We start from the raw sequence: 17,836 nt of genomic DNA, 5'->3' as shown, positions 1-17,836 counted from the left end.
GTCCCCCGATCCCAGGATGGCACAATCGCAGGTATCCAACCACTGTTTTTCCTATTTTGATTCGTTTTTTAAATTAAAGTATAGGCTTGGTGCAGTTACACTGTCGCCGTTTTCACTGGCATAAAAGGAGACCTGTAGGCTACCTAACGGAAAAAAAACCAGTCCTTTAGTGCGTCCGGTGATCAGTCTTTGCAATACATTAGGGGGTAAGGGAATATCCAATACCTGATCATTTCCCTTAGGGACAAACATATCAATGACCATTTGTTCGTTAAATACCTGAGTCTTTTCCTGTCCCTGAGCCAATGATTCGTAGGTTAGGGTAGTTGAATCCCAATCTGTATTTCCACCAATAATTTCAACCACCCGCAATCTGCAAAACTCATCTTCCGGCATGGGCACCTGTTGGCTCGAAAAGACGGCCAGCCTCAACAATCCCCAACCGTCAACAGTGTCGTTGACATGAGAAAGATCCCATTTTAATAGCGTACTCAGCTCATGGGAAACACTCAAAAGTGGAGTATCACCGGTACCCCAACCGGCTAGATTACTGGCAGGATACCTAAAGTCAATCATTCCGGCATCTTCTGCCGCTACCGAATGGCTAAACGAGGCTGGTTTTTTTGGTTCCGGGTGGTAGGGCAACGCATTTGCCGATGGATTAACTTTTTCATCTTTATCGTAAAACACTCTTACATTCCGAACATCCAGGTAATACGCATTGACACCCCAATCCATCAACGCAAAATGTCCTATCAATTGATCTCCTTTTTGATAGGTCAATTGATTCGGACTAAATCTTATTTTATACCAGGTAGCAGTATCTGCCAGATCAAATTCCATTAAATTCGAATGATGGTCTGACACCTCCTGATTAGTGGAATATAAGCGCATATTGATTCTCCGCATCGGATGACTTGACCTTACCTCGGCTTCCATCCAAAGTGGCGTCCCGGACGGAATTTCAGTGGGTAACGAAATAGGGCGTTGCATAATCGCCCACCAGGCATTATACGTGTCATCCATTGCATTCACATGGAATCGTAAAAATCCGTCATGCTTGTCAATCGAAGTTTCTACCTGACCATCTCCATGAAAAGTACGCCAGGCTATAGCATCACTTGGTGGATAATCCATCGCATCGTTCCAGTCTAATTGTTGACCCGATAATACATTCGATATTAAATAGAACAGTAAGTACGGGATAAGCTTTTTCATCGGTAATTGATTGAATGAAACGTAGTAAGACATCATGCCGGAGGAAGAAAAATAAGCGCACCTTGTTTTAATGCTGCTAGTTTGTATTCGATTTCTTCCTTAATTAAAACACCTTTTACTTTTTAATTTTACATCTATAGTTTAGTGTTTGTAACAAAGGAAATGAAGTTGCTATCTGGAGACCAACTCGGTACATTTATACTTCCCTGGCCACCATACAAGTATCCAATAATCTTTGGGGTACCTCCTTCAAATGGAATAATGCGTAATACGCAATGCTTGTAAAATGGATGATCATTGGGGTCAATGTCTTTGGGAAAAGAAATAAAAACGATCCACTTTTGATCAGGGCTAACATGCGGAAACCAATCGTTGTATTCATCGAACGTTAATTGCGTCTGATTTTCTCCTTCAGGATCCATCCTCCAAATTTTCATTTTACCGGTCCTCGCCGAATTAAACAAAATATGCTTCCCATCGGGACTGTATTCCGAGCCATCGTCCAGCGTTTTTTTATTTGTTAGTTGTTTTTCATTTCCTGTGTTCAGATCAATGGAGTAAATGTCATATTGTCCTTTTCGGTTTCCGGTAAAAAGCATTTCTTTATTGTCTGGGGACCATCCGTGTAAGTAAGATGCTCCTACACCCGGTTTGGTAACTGCCACAGGAGATGAATCGCCCTCAGAAGGCAGGTAATATATGGTGGAATTATTATTATCATTCGGGTTGTGGTTGCTAATACCCAACAACCTGCCATCAAATGATAACACGTGGTCGTTATTGTTATTGATGGCAAAACCAGTATTCACCGGACTAATGATTCCTTCCTTAAGATCAAATTGAAAAAGCCTACCTCCGGAGTTGTAGATTAATTGCTTTCCGTCTGCAGTCCAATTGGGTGCCTGGATAGAATTAGCAGTACTGTAAAGTACTTTTCTATGGCCGGTAGCTACTTCCATCACTTCAAGTCGACTTCCCAAATAATCTTTATAGGGTTGAAAATCAGGTGCGGCGGGTTGAATAATCCTGACATTTCTAAACCGTGCAACCTCTACAATATCGGCGTTATGAGAGCAAATGTAAAGGCCTATAAATACCTGGTTTTTTAATGTCATTTTTTTCAATTCGATTTCAACGAATGCTTCACCAAACCTGGCAGTAGACATTATAAAATCATCTCCCCTTCTCTCTAATTGAATGACATCGGGTAAGCTGTCCCTGGAAACGATTTCTTCAGTATTGCCTCCACTAGTCTTCCGATATTGTAACGAGGTTAATCCATCTCCATGAGTGGTGGCATTAACATGGGGCGTTTCACTATCCAAATCATTTTTTACGATCCAGCCTACTTTACGATGGGGATCAACACCTTCTCCCAAAAAATCAATTTCGGCTCTTACAATAAAATCGCCTTGAATAGTCGTCCATAAATAATGAAATTGGTCCTGATCAAACCACATATTGGTACCACTGCCTCCAATCACATACGTCTGATCTTCCTGCTGATAATAAGCGAATCCACTATTGTCTGGGTTACCTACATCCAAATGATTGTCAAATACCCCTAGTTTTACCTGACTATTCACAGATTGAATGGCTAAAAACAGCACTAGGATGACAGAAACGCCTTTGATATATCGCATGTTATTGATTTTAATAATGAATAATGTTATTTGCTTTTTTGCCCTCAAATTATCAAAAATATAAGCCTATGCCCCGGTTGCTTGCGGCACTTAAATTTCCGTTCAGCATGATCTGATCAAAGGGAAATGATCGCCTATTCGTTGGAGCATTTGGGTACAGCCCTAGAGGGTGAATATAAGTCAAAAAATTGATCGTTCCAACTGGTGAAAAACCGGCAATAATCTTAATCCCCATCGCTTAAGCGCTGGAATGAACGTTATAAACGGTTTCAGGCACTTACGCGAAGTCCAGTTAATTTGCAATACCTGACCTGCCTTTACAGGGCCGTTTTAGCCAGAGCGGACCGGGAGAGAAAAAAAGCAGATAGACCAATCGGTCCTGCCCATAGACGGCATTGGAGGTAAAAAATAACCGCTAATTTTGCTATTTTCTTTTGCAGCCTACCCTAATTTCGAATAAATGTAACGGTGGGTTGGTAAAAAACCTTTTTATCGTTTTGAATATTAAAGGTGTTAATGACGATGAGTGCTATATTTAGCGCATACATGACAAAAAAGAAAACAATTAGTCGACGTTGACTTGAGATTACAGCATCCACCAGCACAACATCTGTCGAATAAAATTCTTTTCCCAGGATGATTGCGTTTACTATATATCCCAAAAACAGCATTAACGTCCAGGTAATCTGAAAGTTCAAATTGCTTTTTCCAATCTCATTGATATCTTTCAATCGGTCTTTTTTTGAAATCCACATTATCAATGGTACCAATATGCCTATTATTGGAAACACCAGGAACGTCAGTGCCGAAAGATTCATTGCTTTTAAAAAGCCCTTGTCTTCAATTAGCGTCCAATCCATAAGTTCTTCGGGATTAACTCCCATCGCATTGGAGAGTCGTTTCAAGGTTTCTCCTGTTGGTTCGGTTTCTCCATTTTCAAGTCGCTGTATGGTTCTTACACTTACACCGGAAATTTCGGCCAGTCCTTCCTGAGAAAATCCTTTCCTTTTTCGCAAACCTTTTACTTTTTTTGCCAGATTTTTGTCCTTCATTTTAGGGGGTTATTCGGTCAGAACAAAACTAATTATCGGTTTACATTTTGGTAGCGTCATGCTTATGTCATCTTTACGTCATCAATGACTATTGGCACATAATTCGTGTTTTTCAGCATGAAATACAACTGACTTTATAAACGCCCGTTTTAATGACGTTCATTTTTTTGTAATCCGGATTTTTTCAATTATTCCAAGGGAACTATAAGTACTGGTATTTTTGATTTTTTTATGACTTTCACAGAAATACTTTCTACAAATGCGTTATAAAAAAAACCATGTTCATGATTCCCAGCAACAATCAGGTCAATATTTAACTTCTTAGATTCTTCAATTATCATATCAATAGTTGCGCCTTGCACAAGCAAGCCTTCTGAGTCAACTCCCTTTTTCTTGAGCGTAGCGGCGTATTCTTGAAGTTGCTTATGTTCTTTTCGAAGATCTGATGCTCTACTATCTCTTATATATTGGGGGCCAACTTCATAACCAACAAAATCTGGATCTGGAGCGGCTATATGCATTAGCCATAATTTTGAATCGAACGATTCGGCCAATTGAAATGCTTTGTCAATTAGTAGCTTTTCATTTTTATTAAAATCGATTGTAACTAAAATATTTTTCATGTCTAATTATTTTAATGCCCTACAATGTACGAATAAGGTGCACGGTGCACGTTATTCGCCCTGCATCAACCCCCTAATCTAACTAAGGATTTCTGTTTTTGAAAGTGTTTATGGCATCGTTAGCATACATTTCTGTGTATTTGGCGAAGCTACCTGCCAGCCACAGGTGGGCACAACTACAACTGGGTCCGGGCGAGGACTACAGCTCAGATGGAGCGAATGGGTTAAAATTGCGCTCCGAAACAGCCCGGAGGCCTATTCAGACCCGGGAAAGTAAATTGCTGATATCACAGCTATACCCCATTCTCTGCCTGAAATTAAGCATACTCCAAATCCTGTCCCTGCCTGTTATCGGAAAATCCCAATAAAATCTTCTATATTTACTTTATATGGAAACCGAATTGGAACAACTTAGCCAGGAACTGGAAGCCCTGGAAAAGGGCCTGTTGGAAGCCAACCAGGATCACCGGAATCAGCTGGAACAAATACCCGAAAGGTACTTGCCTGCTGCCCGGAATCTCATTCAATACCTTTATTTCCGAAGTGAGGACAGGAAATCGCTTCAGGAAAAGCTCCATTTGTACGGACTATCTGCACTGTCAAATTCCGAAAACCATATTCACCGGCAAATTCAGACCATTCGGCAACGCCTGGGGCATCACTATTTTCCAGAAGAACTCAATTCTTGTACCTATAAGGATAGTCAGGACCAATTGACTACGAACAGTCAGGAATTGTTCGGCCCAACTGAAATCCCTGGAATGCCTTCGGTGATGGTCACGTTTGACAGTAATTTCGCGGAAGACCCGGGCATGATAGAAGATCTTTTGCTTCAGGGCATGAACGTGGCGCGGATAAATTGTGCCCACGATGATGAATCCATTTGGAAATCCATGATTGATCAAATCAGGGAAGCCGAAAAAAAGACGGGAAAAAGCTGCAAAATCCACCTGGACCTGGCGGGACCAAAAATCAGAACCGTACTACTGGGTAAAGGAAAAAAGAAAGGGAAGGTAAAGGTGGCTGTTGGGGAAACCATCTGGCTTTCCGAATCCATGAACAATTTGAAAGAAGAAAATGTGGTGTTGGATCCAAATGAAAAAGGCATCATTGCCTCTTTAGAAGTGGGACACCGTGTATTCATCGACGATGGGGAAATCAGTGGCAGGGTCACCCACATCAAAGAAGGGATGGCAGCAGTTACCCTGGATAGGGTTTCTTCCAAAAAAGGAAGTATCAAATCCGAAAAAGGGATTAATTTCCCGGACACCCACCTCAGCATCCCCTCTTTAACAGATTTTGACAAACGCTGCCTGCCCTTTATATGTCGCCATGCCGATATCCTGGGATATTCCTTCGTGAAAACACCTCAGGATATTCAGAATCTGCACAATGAATTACAGCGAATCAAAGGCCCGATACCGGACATTGTGTACAAGATCGAAACACCTGATTCGGTGGCAAATTTGCCCGCCTTGATTCTGGAAGGCATGAAGTCCCCTCCGTTTGGGATCATGATCGCCAGGGGTGATTTAGCCGTTGAAATTGGCTTCGAACGTATGGGGGAAATACAGGAAGAAATCCTCTGGATTTGCGAATCTGCTCAGGTGCCCGTGGTATGGGCTACCCAGGTACTCGAAAACCTCCACAAGCTGGGTATGCCCACCCGATCCGAAATAACAGATGCAGGCCAGGCTTCTCTGGCAGAATGCATCATGATCAATAAGGGAAAGCACACCATGTCTGTGTTAAAAACCCTCAAAGAAATCATGCAGCGAACCAGCGTACACAGACATAAAAAAAGGTTTACCCTGGGTCATTTGTCTATTGCAAAAAATTTTATCCAATCAACTTAAGAGGCAGATTGTATAACCGATTGCCCCAATTTGAAGACCTTTCAGTTGGAAAAGGCCCTGTTACTACTGCATGTAGCCTTCCATCAGCCGGAAGTAGGCATTTTGCTTTTCCTGTTTCTCTGTGCTATCCGATGGGTCCAAACCCAACACCTTCGCCCGCACATTGGCCCTCAGACACTTATAGTAATTAAAAATAGGACCATCCAGTTCTGAATCCAACACTGGAATCCTGTGAAGATAGGTTTCTAAAAACAAAGCAGACCAGTCTTCTTTTCCATACCGTTCCAAATCCATACAAAGAAAGGCTACTTCGTATAACAGGTCAATGGTACGAATCGGTTTACTGAATTCAATACAGTCAAAAAGCACTGGAGGATCCGTCAGAAAAACATTACCTGCGTGCAAGTCTCCATGGAGGTCCCGCACCCAACCCAGGCGAACTCTTTCCGAAAACCGCTCGCTGTGCGCTTCCAGAAACGCATTGCTCCATCGAACGGCCTTCTCGAGGAATTTTCGTTGGCTGTTTGTGTACCTAATCGTTGGATTTAAAATATCGTTAAAAAGCCCTTTAGCCTTATTTAGATCAAATGGGCTGTCCTCTGCCGGCTGCTTCCTGTGAAATAAGGCTACTTTTTTTGCGAGCTGATCAATCAGCGCCTCCGATCCCTTTCCATCCTGCAGCATCTTATCCATCCGGAAGGCTTCCGGTAATCGTTTCATCAGCACCGCGTAGTCATGAACCGTGCCTCTTTTTCCATCCATAACCCACTTTTCTTCCATCCAGGTAATCGGACAGCACCGAATATAAATGGATGAAAACCGGCTATTTAACAAAATTTCTTCTTTGCAAAAGTGACCTCTTGATTCAAGGGCAGAATAGTCCAGAAACGAAAGTTTGACAGGTTTTTTGATTTTGAAGGCCCATTTATCGGTTAAAATAACCCAGGAAATATGGGTTTCCAGCAACTTGCCGCCAATCCTGCGGCCTAGATAAAGCCCTTCATCGGCTAACTTTTGAACATCTTCAGTTTTCATAGGCCAGGTTCAGATATTCAAGAGCTTTATGTATCATACTGTCAATCTTCCCATCCTCAGACCGGATATCCAGGTAATCTCCTTCCATTGGGTCAAAATCCGATTTCAATTTTTGGTAAATCAAAAAATCAGCATCACTTTCCTCCCTCTCGGTCGCCAGCCGTTTCGCTACCAAGCCTTCTTCAGCCCAAATCCGAATACAAGCTACCGAACGTCTCCTTTTTTTTGCAAGTTCCTGAAATTCCCATCGGTTCTTTTTCCGTTGAAAGGTGGCATCAACTAAAACCCGTTTCCCTTCTTTCAACAGTTCGTTTGTTTTGGCTGCCATGGCGGCGTAGACCTTTTGGCGATCCTCCTTGCTGTACCTGCCTCTTAACCCCAATTCAATCCGTACCTGGTCGCTATTAAGATAGACCATGTCCGATTTGTCAGCCAATCTTTTGGCAAAAAAACTTTTCCCGGATCCCGGCAATCCCATTACCAATACCAACATGATATCAAACCATTTAAAGTTGATTCAAAACGACCACCAATCAGCCAAAATTAGACATTATTTACTCATCTTCAATACGTTGGACCAGATTTCCGAATCCACTGGTATCCCGGAGGCAAGGTTTTCTTTCCTTCTCTGAAAGGATTTTTCCCCAGGATAGCTCACCTCCATTCCTTCAAAGACGGCCGAAGCCTTCAAATCTTCCAGGACAGTGGCGACCTTTCGCTCCAGATCTGAAGGGTCTATTCCCAATTTTTCCAGATGAAAACAGAAAAATAGTTGAGAGATACCGTATTCCTCCCCCTGCAGACCAATTTCCCGGGTGGTCTTGCCCATGGAAATTCCGGAAGCCATTAAGTCCAACATCATTGATAAGCCGGCTCCTTTCCATAGCCCTATTGGTAGCGCCAGTTGCTCCGCCAAAACATGTACTGGATCTTTCGTCAGGGCCCCCTGACGATCAAACCCGGCATGATGGGGCATGGTTGCGTTGTCTTTCTCGAAGATACTCATTTTGCCATAAGAGTACTGTGTCATGGCCATATCCAGCACCACCGCTTCGTTCCCAAAGGGTATGGCTATTACCAAAGGATTATTACCTAATTTGGGTTCGCTTCCTCCCCATGCAGGCATATTCGGGATGGTATTGGTAAAACAAATTCCGATGCAACCGGTTGCGGCAGCTTGCCAGCCATAATTTCCGGCCCTCATCCAGTGGTTGGTCCGGTTCATGGCTACACAACCTATCCCGTATTCAGCAGCCATTTCGATGGCCCGATTCATGGCAAAATGTGCATTGTACATCCCAGGACCAAGATTTCCATTCCAGCGCTCCATCACCGGCAACGAATGTTCCTTTACAGGCATGGCATCTGCCTGCACATGCCCCTTTCTGACCTGCTCCATAAAAGAAGGGAATCGGTTTAAGCCATGAGAGGCTACCCCATCCAAACTTGCTTTGGCAAAAAGGGATGCACAGACAGCTGCCTTTTCAGCTTCAAATCCTGATTTTTTGAGAATTGCCTCCAGGGTAGATTCCAACTGTTCATAAGAAACCCGGATCATATTTTCCATTTTTCAATATATTGTTTTCCACCAAGGTAATAAAACCAACCTTGCCATGCTATCTATTCCGGCTTTCAACCATCTTAGAATTCAAATTAAGCACTGCCAGTTGCGTGTTTTGATCAGGTTTAATTACTTTTGCAAACGAAACCTGATTGTCAAAATCACCCTATTATGAAAGCTCTCCGCTGTGAACGCCCCGGTTTATTTCTTGCACATGACGTCCCTTTGCCTGGTGTAGGGAAAGACGAAATGATGGTCAAAATTCACCAGGTGGGGATTTGCGGAACCGATTTGCACGCATTTGCAGGTAATCAGGCCTTTTTTTCTTATCCTCGCATCCTGGGTCACGAAATAGCCGCCAGTGTAAGCCAGGCAAATGGAACTGCCTTTTCTGAAGGCGAACAAGTTGTCGTCATTCCATACATCCATTGTGGCACCTGCATCGCCTGCCTATCAGGCAAAACCAATTGTTGCGAAACCCTTCAGGTTTTGGGTGTACATACCGACGGGGCCATGCAGGAATTCCTGGCCGTGCCAGAAACGCTCCTTATTCCCACGCCACAATTAACCTGGACCGAAATGGCCATGGTGGAACCGCTGGCAGTCGCTGCTCATGCGGTAAAAAGGGCTGAGGTAAAAAAAGGAGATCGGGTTTTGGTAATGGGCTGTGGTCCCATAGGTTTGGCCATTATGGCGTTTTCAAAAATTGCCGGTGCTACTGTGACGGCTATGGACCTGAATGCAGAAAGATTAAAAGTTGCCAGTTCCTGGTTCTCAGCAGACCATACCCTGCCCACCGGTCAGGAAGGAGCCGGTCAGACTGAAAATTTAACCCATAAAAGTAACTATCAGGTGGTATTTGATGCCACCGGAAACAAACAAGCTATGGAGTCCGGTCCTTTTTATGCCTGCCATGGCGGCAAATACGTATTGGTAGGTCTCTACAAGGAAAACCTGTGTTTCCACCACCCTTCCATCCATGCCAAGGAATTGAGTCTACTATGTAGCAGAAACGCTACCAAAGAAGATTTCCTTACCGTTATCCATACCCTTGAAAACAACCAGTTCCCAATAAAAGCATACCATACCCACACACTAAATTTTGAGGAAATTCCCGATAAATTTGAGGAATTGATCAAACCTTCCAACCAAGTAATCAAAGCGATGATCCAATTTCCCTAACCGATACCATTAATAAATCCTTTTTGCCAATTGTGGATTGGTTTTTGTGTTTCTCCAAAATTATTCACAAGATTGAAGCAGCAATTAAATCCAGTTTCATGCATTCATTATTGCTTATATTCATTATTCTAGCCTTCTCATGCTTTCCCATAGGCGTAAAGAGCCAATCCAAAAGCGATTATACGATTTTAAAAACCAATAACGCTTATGTAGTTAAAACCGAAGCAAAAGACTATACTCGAATCAATACCGAAGTTTTAAGTCTGGAGTGTTCTTCTACTTCCCTAAGTCAGGAATTAAATTTTGAAAAAATCTCCTCCTATTTTGATGACGATTCAAAAACAATTTTCAGAAATATCAAAGCTCAGGCGCGGATATACCTGGATATTCAGGGAGAAGTAAGAGATATATATTTCATTTGCGAAAGTGATCCTGAAAAGCATGGGGTGGATTTTAGTCAATTGGAAAAAGCCATCCGAAGAAAAATAAGAGTTGTGGAGAATGAAGCTTGCCTTCCTAAATTCGAAGATCAATATATCTCCTGGTACATCCCTCTTTATCAGTATTAACAGGTATTCCTAATACTAAAGGGCTTCAGGTTCAGCATTCGCTTTGAATGGATAACGCTGCCAGTTCACCTGGCCCATAGCCGTTTTTTCATAAGAAGCCACACAAAACTTTTGCCATTTTTCGTCAAAATAAGGCGTATCTGGAAATAAACGCAGGTCTTCCAGCGCCCTTTCAAAAAAGAATACCCGGGTGTTTCCGTATTTGGTGTGGGGCATAAAGTCTCCATAGGATCGCATTTCATCCCAACGCATTTCATCCGTATACACGGCAAAAACCCGTATCACGGGACCGGTATTGTTTTCGTTGCGATAACGGGCCAGCTCCTGGTAGGTACCTTTCAGATCCTGAACGCCGGGCTGGGTGAAACTGTCGACCAGCATCAACATTATTAAAATCCCCACGACAGCTGCAATCAGGTAAAACCAATATTTTGTTTTCATTTTATCAATAACCAATAAGGAAACCCTTAATTTAGCACAAAATAATAACAATGGCATTCGAATACCTCAAAGCCCTTCATATCATTTTCGTAGTTACCTGGTTTGCTGGACTTTTTTATGTGGTCCGCCTTTTTATTTATCAAACGGAAGCTTTGGAGCGTCCGGAGGCAGAACGTATCGTTCTCAAGCCACAGCTGGACCTGATGACCCGTAGGCTTTGGACGATCATCGCCTGGCCATCTGCTATACTGACATTGATCCTGGGAACCGCTGTTTTGCTTTACCGGCCTGGCTACCTTCAACTTCCCTTTATGCATGCCAAACTTGGATTTGTAGTTTTGCTTTATGCCTACCACCTGGGTTGCCACTGGATATATTTGTCCCTACAAAAAGACCTGACGGTTTGGAACAGTACCCGGCTTCGCTTATGGAACGAACTTGCTACGCTCCTACTTTTTGCCATTGTATTCCTGATTGTCTTAAAAAGTCTTATCAACATGGTCTGGGGTATGGTAGGGTTGATTGTGCTGGGAGTCCTTCTGATGCTGGCCACCAAATGGTACAAAAAAGTCAGGGAACGGAACTAATTTTTCATCTCCGCTGTCTTATAAAAAAAATATGAACGCCACTCTTTTTCCAGATATCCGACTACTACTGTTGCTGCTTGGCCTTCTGGCTGCCTGTCAAAACCCTTCCTCTTCGGATAAACTCCCTATACTTGGAAACCGCCACGCAGAAGAGCTAACCATTAACGGCCGACCCCAGACAGACACGGTTTACCACACCATAGCAGATTTTGCTTTCCTTAATCAGCAAGGAGACACGGTTTCAAATGCTGACGTGGCAGGAAAAGTATATGTAGCAGATTTCTTTTTTACGAGCTGTCCTACCATTTGCCCCATCATGAAAAAGGAAATGCTTCGGGTTTATGAGGCATTTAAGGATGAACCTGATTTTAAAATACTCAGTCATACCATTGACCCGGAATACGATACGGTTGCTTTGCTAAAAGACTATGCGGCCAGACTGGGCGTGGAAGATGCCAACACCTGGAATTTTCTTACAGGAGATCAGGAAAAGATTTTTGAAATAGGACAAACTTCTTATTTAACCACGGCCATGTCCGACAAAAACGAACCCGGTGGGTACCTGCACAGTGGCGCCTTTGTCCTTATTGATCAGCAGGGCAGGATTCGTGGGGTTTATGATGGCACCAAGGCGACCCAGGTTGATCGTCTGATAAAAGATATTCCCAAGCTATTGGCCCCATCGGATGAAAGCGGTTGATTTCCTATCATTCTTTATCCTGTTATTTTTTATCGCCTGCAGTGCTTCCACGGAGGAAAAGGTTCCGGGAATCAAGGAAATAGTGGATCTCAAAACCAAACAGTACGCCATTCAAGGGCAGCAACTCTATCTGAATTATTGCAGTAATTGCCATCAGGAAGATGGAAGCGGGCTGAAACGACTCATTCCTCCCCTTCGTGAATCTGATTACCTACTAGCCGATGTAGCCCGTACCATACGGATCATTCACCAGGGTATTCAGGGTGAAATGATGGTAAACGGAGTGATGTACAACCAACCCATGCCGGGAAATCCACAACTAACACCCTTGGAAATTGCTCAAATCAGTACCTACATTTATAACATTTGGGGCCACCAGAAAGGAATTATATCTTCCGAAAAGGTGAATGAGGCTTTGAAACCAGAATCAAATTCGGACGTTCAATAGAGAATCAGAAACCGATAGCGCCGTTTTAATGTCATCCCTTACCTGTTCTACTTTCTTTAACTGTTCTTCCAGGTAGGCCTTCGTTTCTTCTTCGGTCATGTCTTCGTACTCGGTTTTAAACTGACGCATCCAGACAAACATCCCATCATAAGCCGCTTCGCAGGATTGGGCGGCGGCTTCCAGCGATTCTCCGTAATTTTCGGACGCAGAGGGTGCCCCCTCCAGTTTAATTGAATCGGCTTTTTCCCTGAGTTTGTTTTGAACACTTTTTAGGTTCCCTATTTCCGGCATTACCTCATCGTGTACAGAAATCACCCTGTCTTTTAATGCCTGATTTTCATTTTCCCCGCTTTCACAGGAAAATAGTAGTGCAAAAAACACCACAATTAAACGAAAAGGTTTTAAATTCATGACTTATCGATTCTTTGATTTTACAAAGTTCATTATTTTTCAGGTAAACTTTATAAAAAACCTTTATAAAGAAATGAAAACTACTTATTTTTTACGTGTGATAAAAAAATATATTCTAAAAAGATAATAAAAATAGTATGAAGCCTTTTTGTTTTGCCAAGGATAAAATCATCGAAAGTAATCAGGCGAGTCTGCACCCGCTGGATATCGGGTTGATCCGGGGGTATGCGATATTTGATTTCTTCCGAACAGTAGGCAGGCATCCCCTCTTTCTGGATGAATACCTGAAACGCTTCACGAGTTCGGCAGCTAAGGCGGGGCTTCCGCTGGATTTCAGCATGCAGGAATTAAAGGAAATTATTTACGCGCTGATCGAAAAAAACGAGCATGAAGATGCAGGGGTACGGATGATTCTTACCGGAGGCCTTTCGAATAATCATTTTTTACCGGCTCGTGGTCAGGTGTTCATCTTTTGCGAAGCGTTGCAGTTGCCGGGCGACGAAAAATACCAAAACGGGATCAAACTTCTAAGCGCAAATTACGTGCGCCCTCTGGCTACTATCAAAACGACCAACTATACCCTACCCTGCTACCTTAGTCTGGACTGGAAAGCACAGGGAGCGGAAGATGTGGTTTACCATCACGAGGGAAGGGTTTCGGAAAGCTCCCGCAGTAATATTTTCATGGTCAAACACGGGCTCCTCTATACTCCCCAACGCGATATATTGTGGGGAATAACCCGCGATAAAGTGATCCGACTGGCAAAAGATGTCAGCTTTACGGATTTCAGCCTGGAGGATCTCATGGAGGCAGACGAGGTATTTATCAGCTCCACCACTAAACGGATCCTGCCGGTAACCCAGATTGATCAAGTCCAAATAGGGGACGGCATGCCTGGGCCGCTTACGAAAAACCTGATGCATTCGTTTTTAGCTTTGGAAACAGAAACCGCAATATCTGCCTCTTCAGATTGATAAGCTTTCTCAGGGAGAAATTAACTGAGCATCTGTCAGAATGTACATCAGTTTTTCGGGATCCTTGGCATTCAGTACCAGGGTCCCTTTCACTTGGACTTTCTTAGAGGTATATTTTATGGGTTCTTCTAGCATGACTTCCATAACCGTTTCAGGCCCTCCGGAGCCGCAAAAAAAGCATTCAGCTAAAGGAAGAGAGGAAAGGATAATGTGCTCCGGTTTGAACATTCCCTCAAAGGGGATGATGTATCCATCTGCGGTGATTTCTTTCCCTTCCAGACCTCTGACTTTCTCATCAAATACCGGCAGGTAGAGTTCTCCAAATTCGTCCTCCCCAATTTCATATGTAACCTTGGAGAGGTCCTTCCAAACGCTATTTTGCTGTGCCTGCGCGGAAAAAGAAAAAAATGTCAATAAGATAATAAGGTATTTCATAGGTAGTTTCTCCATTTATTTAGTTAACTGCGTAGCAATATCGGTTCGGTAAGCATTCCAGGCCGGAATCAGGGAGGCCAATACCCCCACGATCAGCGCATAGACGACTATCCACCACTCTCTGCGAAGAAACACGGAGGCGGTCAGTCCGGACATCACTCCCTGTTCATTAAACATAACCAAAATGAACAGGAAAAAGTGTCCAATCAGAATACCGAACAAAGCCCCCATAGAAGTAAGCATCAGTCCTTCCAGAATAATCAGGAAAAACAGTTGCCCTTTTGATGCACCGATAGCACGCATCACGGCCAGGTCATACTTCCTCTCTTTCAAGGAATTGTACAGGGCAATAAATATTCCCAGGGCAGCTATAGAGACAATGACCAGTGCCAGTCCTCTGATCAGGGAAATGCCCACTCCCAATAGTTCAAAGAGTCGGGAAATTTCAAATGACGGCGATGCAGCTTGCAAGGAAGTCCGGCTGTTGACCATTCGCGGTAACTGCACCGCAGCAATGGGATTCCGATACTGCACCAATAAAGTGGTTATTTCGCGGGTTTCATCTGCGGTGATTTCGGGCAGGCCGGTAGTAGCCACTTCCTGCTCCATTTTTTCATGATCGTGTTCATCATCATGAGAATACCAAACCGATTCGATGCTGGTGAGAATTAATTGATCCACCACGTTTCCTCCGGATCCCAACACTCCTACTACCTTATAGGGATGTTCATCGTGTTCATGACTGGCTGCGGCAATCCCATGGGATCCGACAAAGGTATCCCCTACCTCCAGTTCTAATCTTTCGGCTACCACACTGCCCAACACCACATCAAAAGGCTGGCGCCAGGCTTGGCCACTGGCAAATTCGGTTCCATACAATTCCAGGTAATCGTGGTTTGTGCCCACTATCCGGTACCCCTGATAGTTGTCTCCCAATCCCATAGGAATGGTGTTTTTAATTAAACGGTTTGCAGACAGCTTGCCCGCTTCATCAAGGGGAATATTTCCGGTGGGAAAATCGATATGATATACCGATGAAAGAACCAGCTGCAAAGGGCTACCTTTCGCTCCAACGACCAGATCTATACCTGCAGCATCCCGGTTCATTTTGTTTTCAAACTGATCCTGAATCAGGATCAGCACCGTAATGATGGAAAGTCCCAGGGCCAGTAAAAGGATATTCAATCCCGTATTCCATGGTTTTACCATGAGATATTTCCAACCAAGTTTCAACATGTTCATAAGTCCTTCCGCGTAATGGTTATGCGTTGTTCTATCTGGTCTTTAATTCGCTGATCATGGGTGACGATAAGCAGCGCAGCATTGAGTTTAGCTGCCTGTTCCTTGAGAAGATTGACTACTATTTTAGCATTTTCGTCGTCCAGACTAGCCGTAGGCTCGTCAGCCAGAATGACTTTCGGTTCATTTACCAACGCACGAGCGATGGACACCCGCTGAGCCTCTCCTTCACTTAGAGTTTGAATAGTAGACCGTTTCTTATCCAAAATATCCAGCTCACTCAGAAAATGATCGACCTTTTCGTTAGAGGGTTTATTTACAAAAAAACGGGGCAAGGAAATGTTTTCTTCCACCGTAAGGGGAGCCAGAATATGCGGTTTTTGAAAAATAATGCCAATATGCTTGCCGCGAAACTTATCTCTTTTATTTCCCTTCAGTGCGTAAACCGACACGCCATCTATCAGGACCTGTCCCTGTTGAGGAGCTAGCAAGCCGCCCATGATATTTAGCAGAGTGGTTTTTCCACTCCCTGATTTCCCCAATACCAATAAGGCTTCACCTCCTTTTATTTCAAAATCGGGAATTATGAATGTCTGGTCTTTATTGTAGGCAAATTGAATGGAATCAACCGATATCATGTATGCTTATTTTTTTGCCGGAATTTCGATTTTAAACTCCGTTCCCTTATTAATCTTGCTTGTGAAGCTGATTTTTCCCCCGATCACTTCGATGCATTTTTTTACGATGGACAGGCCCAGGCCGGATCCTTCCCGGAGACCTACATTTTTTGCCCTGAAAAATCGGTCATACAACTGTGACTGTTCAGCATCCGAAATTCCTATTCCCTCATCCTTAATGTATAATTTCAACAAATCATCTTCATGGTTCACTTTAAAAGTAACCGTTCCACCGTCTTTTGAATACTTTACCGCATTGGATAGCAAATTTTCCAGTATTTGGTAGAGCAGGTCCATATCCGAGGTGATCATTTTGGGGAGTTTCTCGAAATTAGTAATGATCTTTACATCATTTTCAACCCCTGCCTTGACCATATCTACTACTTCGTTAAGGAAGGCGGAAGTATAGATTCGGACTGGTTTGTAATTCATTTTGTCCGCATCTGCTTTACCGAAGAACAGCACGCTGGTCAACAGACTGTTTAGATTCCTGACTGAATTTTCGATTTTGGAGGCATGCTTTACAATCTTCACCTTGAAAGGGTGATCTTTCTCGGCATAAAGCTTTAACAGTTGCGCAGAACTAAGAATGGAGGTAAGCGGTGTCTTAAATCCATGGGAAACATTCTGCACAATCCGGGACTTTAATTCGCTAAGTTCCCGTTCTTTCTCCAATGCCTTTTGAAGTTCTTTATTGGCTTCGTTAAGATCGGCAGTACGGTCTTTAACCTTTTCTTCCAGCTCATTGTTTAGGTTTTGAAGCTCCTTTTCCTTCTTATCCTTAAAGATGGCCAATTCTATCACCATGTTTAACTCCCGGATGTTAAAAGGTTTGATTACATAAGCACTTGGATTGGTGACGGCGACCTTTTGCAGGGTTTCGGAATCCGAACTTGCGGTTAGGTAAACTACCGGAATGTTGTATTTTTCATTGATGATTTCGGTGGTTTTGATCCCATCTAGTTTACCGGATAGGTTGATATCCATCATGACGATATCCGCGCGGTTATCTTTCAGGATTTCAAGTGCCATTTCCCCGGAATCCGCCATCCCGATGATTTGATGGTGGTTTTTTTCAAGGGCTTTTTTAAGTAAAAGTGCAGAAACAGTATCGTCTTCCGTAATTAAAATTTTTAAGGAAAACATCCGTTCAGAATTAGTAAAATCACTCATTTCCATAAGATA

The 17,836-nt window shown here is 43.2% G+C and carries 21 protein-coding genes; 8 read left to right on the top strand and 13 right to left on the bottom strand.

Features of this window, described 5'->3' with window-relative positions; genetic code table 11:
* Positions 1-51: 51 nt before the first annotated feature.
* From GKS34_RS17835 to GKS34_RS17820, 4 genes are all read right to left on the bottom strand, one after another.
* Positions 52-1,218, bottom strand: coding sequence for a hypothetical protein (locus GKS34_RS17835; protein ID WP_163386327.1), 1,167 nt, complete (start codon positions 1,216-1,218; stop codon positions 52-54).
* A 134-nt stretch (positions 1,219-1,352) separates the two neighbouring features.
* The gene (locus tag GKS34_RS17830; protein WP_163386326.1) at positions 1,353-2,861 is read right to left on the bottom strand and encodes a TolB family protein; all 1,509 of its coding nucleotides are present in this window, start codon (positions 2,859-2,861) and stop codon (positions 1,353-1,355) included.
* Between the two features lie 446 nt (positions 2,862-3,307).
* On the bottom strand, positions 3,308-3,913 hold the full coding sequence (locus tag GKS34_RS17825; RefSeq protein ID WP_163386325.1) for a helix-turn-helix domain-containing protein: 606 nt from the start codon (positions 3,911-3,913) through the stop codon (positions 3,308-3,310).
* 188 nt (positions 3,914-4,101) lie between these two features.
* Entirely contained in the window at positions 4,102-4,536 is a 435-nt protein-coding gene (locus GKS34_RS17820; RefSeq protein ID WP_163386324.1) for a universal stress protein, read from the bottom strand.
* Between the two features lie 110 nt (positions 4,537-4,646).
* Between GKS34_RS17820 and GKS34_RS17815 the strand changes: the two genes are divergently transcribed.
* Positions 4,647-4,904, top strand: coding sequence for a hypothetical protein (locus GKS34_RS17815; protein WP_163386323.1), 258 nt, complete (start codon positions 4,647-4,649; stop codon positions 4,902-4,904).
* A 21-nt stretch (positions 4,905-4,925) separates the two neighbouring features.
* Positions 4,926-6,392 carry a pyruvate kinase gene (locus tag GKS34_RS17810; protein ID WP_163386322.1) on the top strand — a complete coding sequence of 489 codons (1,467 nt, stop codon included), beginning with the start codon at positions 4,926-4,928 and terminating at the stop codon, positions 6,390-6,392.
* 63 nt (positions 6,393-6,455) lie between these two features.
* Here the strand turns inward: GKS34_RS17810 and GKS34_RS17805 are convergent, their stop codons facing one another.
* The 3 genes from GKS34_RS17805 to yiaK are packed head-to-tail and all read right to left on the bottom strand — an operon-like array spanning position 6,456 to position 8,994.
* Positions 6,456-7,427, bottom strand: coding sequence for a phosphotransferase (locus tag GKS34_RS17805; RefSeq protein WP_163386321.1), 972 nt, complete (start codon positions 7,425-7,427; stop codon positions 6,456-6,458).
* Positions 7,417-7,920, bottom strand: coding sequence for a P-loop nucleotide/nucleoside kinase family protein (locus GKS34_RS17800; protein WP_163386320.1), 504 nt, complete (start codon positions 7,918-7,920; stop codon positions 7,417-7,419). Before GKS34_RS17800 ends, GKS34_RS17805 begins: the two co-directional genes overlap by 11 nt.
* A 57-nt stretch (positions 7,921-7,977) precedes the next feature.
* Complete coding sequence (yiaK, locus tag GKS34_RS17795) at positions 7,978-8,994, bottom strand: 3-dehydro-L-gulonate 2-dehydrogenase (protein WP_163386319.1); 1,017 nt, start codon at positions 8,992-8,994, stop codon at positions 7,978-7,980.
* A 165-nt stretch (positions 8,995-9,159) separates the two neighbouring features.
* On the opposite strand from yiaK, the gene GKS34_RS17790 reads away from it, so the two are divergent.
* Positions 9,160-10,170, top strand: coding sequence for a zinc-binding alcohol dehydrogenase family protein (locus tag GKS34_RS17790; protein ID WP_163386318.1), 1,011 nt, complete (start codon positions 9,160-9,162; stop codon positions 10,168-10,170).
* A 98-nt stretch (positions 10,171-10,268) separates the two neighbouring features.
* Complete coding sequence (locus GKS34_RS17785; protein ID WP_163386317.1) at positions 10,269-10,739, top strand: hypothetical protein; 471 nt, start codon at positions 10,269-10,271, stop codon at positions 10,737-10,739.
* A gap of 15 nt (positions 10,740-10,754) precedes the next feature.
* Here the strand turns inward: GKS34_RS17785 and GKS34_RS17780 are convergent, their stop codons facing one another.
* Positions 10,755-11,180 (bottom strand): hypothetical protein, encoded by a 426-nt coding sequence (locus GKS34_RS17780; protein WP_163386316.1) that lies wholly within the window; start codon positions 11,178-11,180, stop codon positions 10,755-10,757.
* A gap of 50 nt (positions 11,181-11,230) precedes the next feature.
* Here GKS34_RS17780 and GKS34_RS17775 point away from each other — a divergent pair, with 50 nt between their 5' ends.
* From GKS34_RS17775 to GKS34_RS17765, 3 genes are read left to right on the top strand one after another with little or no spacing between them, the layout of a single operon-like run.
* Entirely contained in the window at positions 11,231-11,767 is a 537-nt protein-coding gene (locus GKS34_RS17775) for a CopD family protein (protein ID WP_163386315.1), read from the top strand.
* Positions 11,768-11,798: 31 nt separating this feature from the next.
* On the top strand, positions 11,799-12,467 hold the full coding sequence (locus GKS34_RS17770; RefSeq protein WP_163386314.1) for an SCO family protein: 669 nt from the start codon (positions 11,799-11,801) through the stop codon (positions 12,465-12,467).
* On the top strand, positions 12,454-12,915 hold the full coding sequence (locus GKS34_RS17765) for a c-type cytochrome (protein WP_163386313.1): 462 nt from the start codon (positions 12,454-12,456) through the stop codon (positions 12,913-12,915). The genes GKS34_RS17770 and GKS34_RS17765 overlap by 14 nt, the downstream gene beginning before the upstream one ends.
* Here the strand turns inward: GKS34_RS17765 and GKS34_RS17760 are convergent.
* Complete coding sequence (locus tag GKS34_RS17760; RefSeq protein WP_163386312.1) at positions 12,895-13,326, bottom strand: hypothetical protein; 432 nt, start codon at positions 13,324-13,326, stop codon at positions 12,895-12,897. The genes GKS34_RS17765 and GKS34_RS17760 overlap by 21 nt on opposite strands.
* A 137-nt stretch (positions 13,327-13,463) precedes the next feature.
* Here GKS34_RS17760 and GKS34_RS17755 point away from each other — a divergent pair, with 137 nt between their 5' ends.
* Complete coding sequence (locus GKS34_RS17755; protein WP_163386311.1) at positions 13,464-14,300, top strand: aminotransferase class IV; 837 nt, start codon at positions 13,464-13,466, stop codon at positions 14,298-14,300.
* A gap of 9 nt (positions 14,301-14,309) precedes the next feature.
* On the opposite strand, the gene GKS34_RS17750 is transcribed toward GKS34_RS17755, so the two are convergent.
* The 4 genes from GKS34_RS17750 to GKS34_RS17735 are packed head-to-tail and all read right to left on the bottom strand — an operon-like array spanning position 14,310 to position 17,797.
* Entirely contained in the window at positions 14,310-14,735 is a 426-nt protein-coding gene (locus GKS34_RS17750; RefSeq protein WP_163386359.1) for a hypothetical protein, read from the bottom strand.
* Positions 14,736-14,750: 15 nt separating this feature from the next.
* Positions 14,751-15,977, bottom strand: coding sequence for an ABC transporter permease (locus tag GKS34_RS17745; RefSeq protein ID WP_163386310.1), 1,227 nt, complete (start codon positions 15,975-15,977; stop codon positions 14,751-14,753).
* Positions 15,974-16,612: an ABC transporter ATP-binding protein gene (locus GKS34_RS17740; protein ID WP_163386309.1), complete on the bottom strand. Its 639-nt coding sequence runs from the start codon at positions 16,610-16,612 to the stop codon at positions 15,974-15,976. Before GKS34_RS17740 ends, GKS34_RS17745 begins: the two co-directional genes overlap by 4 nt.
* Before the next feature lie 6 nt (positions 16,613-16,618).
* Positions 16,619-17,797 carry a hybrid sensor histidine kinase/response regulator gene (locus tag GKS34_RS17735; RefSeq protein ID WP_163386358.1) on the bottom strand — a complete coding sequence of 393 codons (1,179 nt, stop codon included), beginning with the start codon at positions 17,795-17,797 and terminating at the stop codon, positions 16,619-16,621.
* Between the last annotated feature and the right edge of the window lie 39 nt (positions 17,798-17,836).

This window comes from Cyclobacterium jeungdonense (assembly GCF_010994275.1).
Lineage (GTDB): Bacteria > Bacteroidota > Bacteroidia > Cytophagales > Cyclobacteriaceae > Cyclobacterium > Cyclobacterium jeungdonense.
This window is presented reverse-complemented; position numbering and strand designations above follow the sequence as displayed.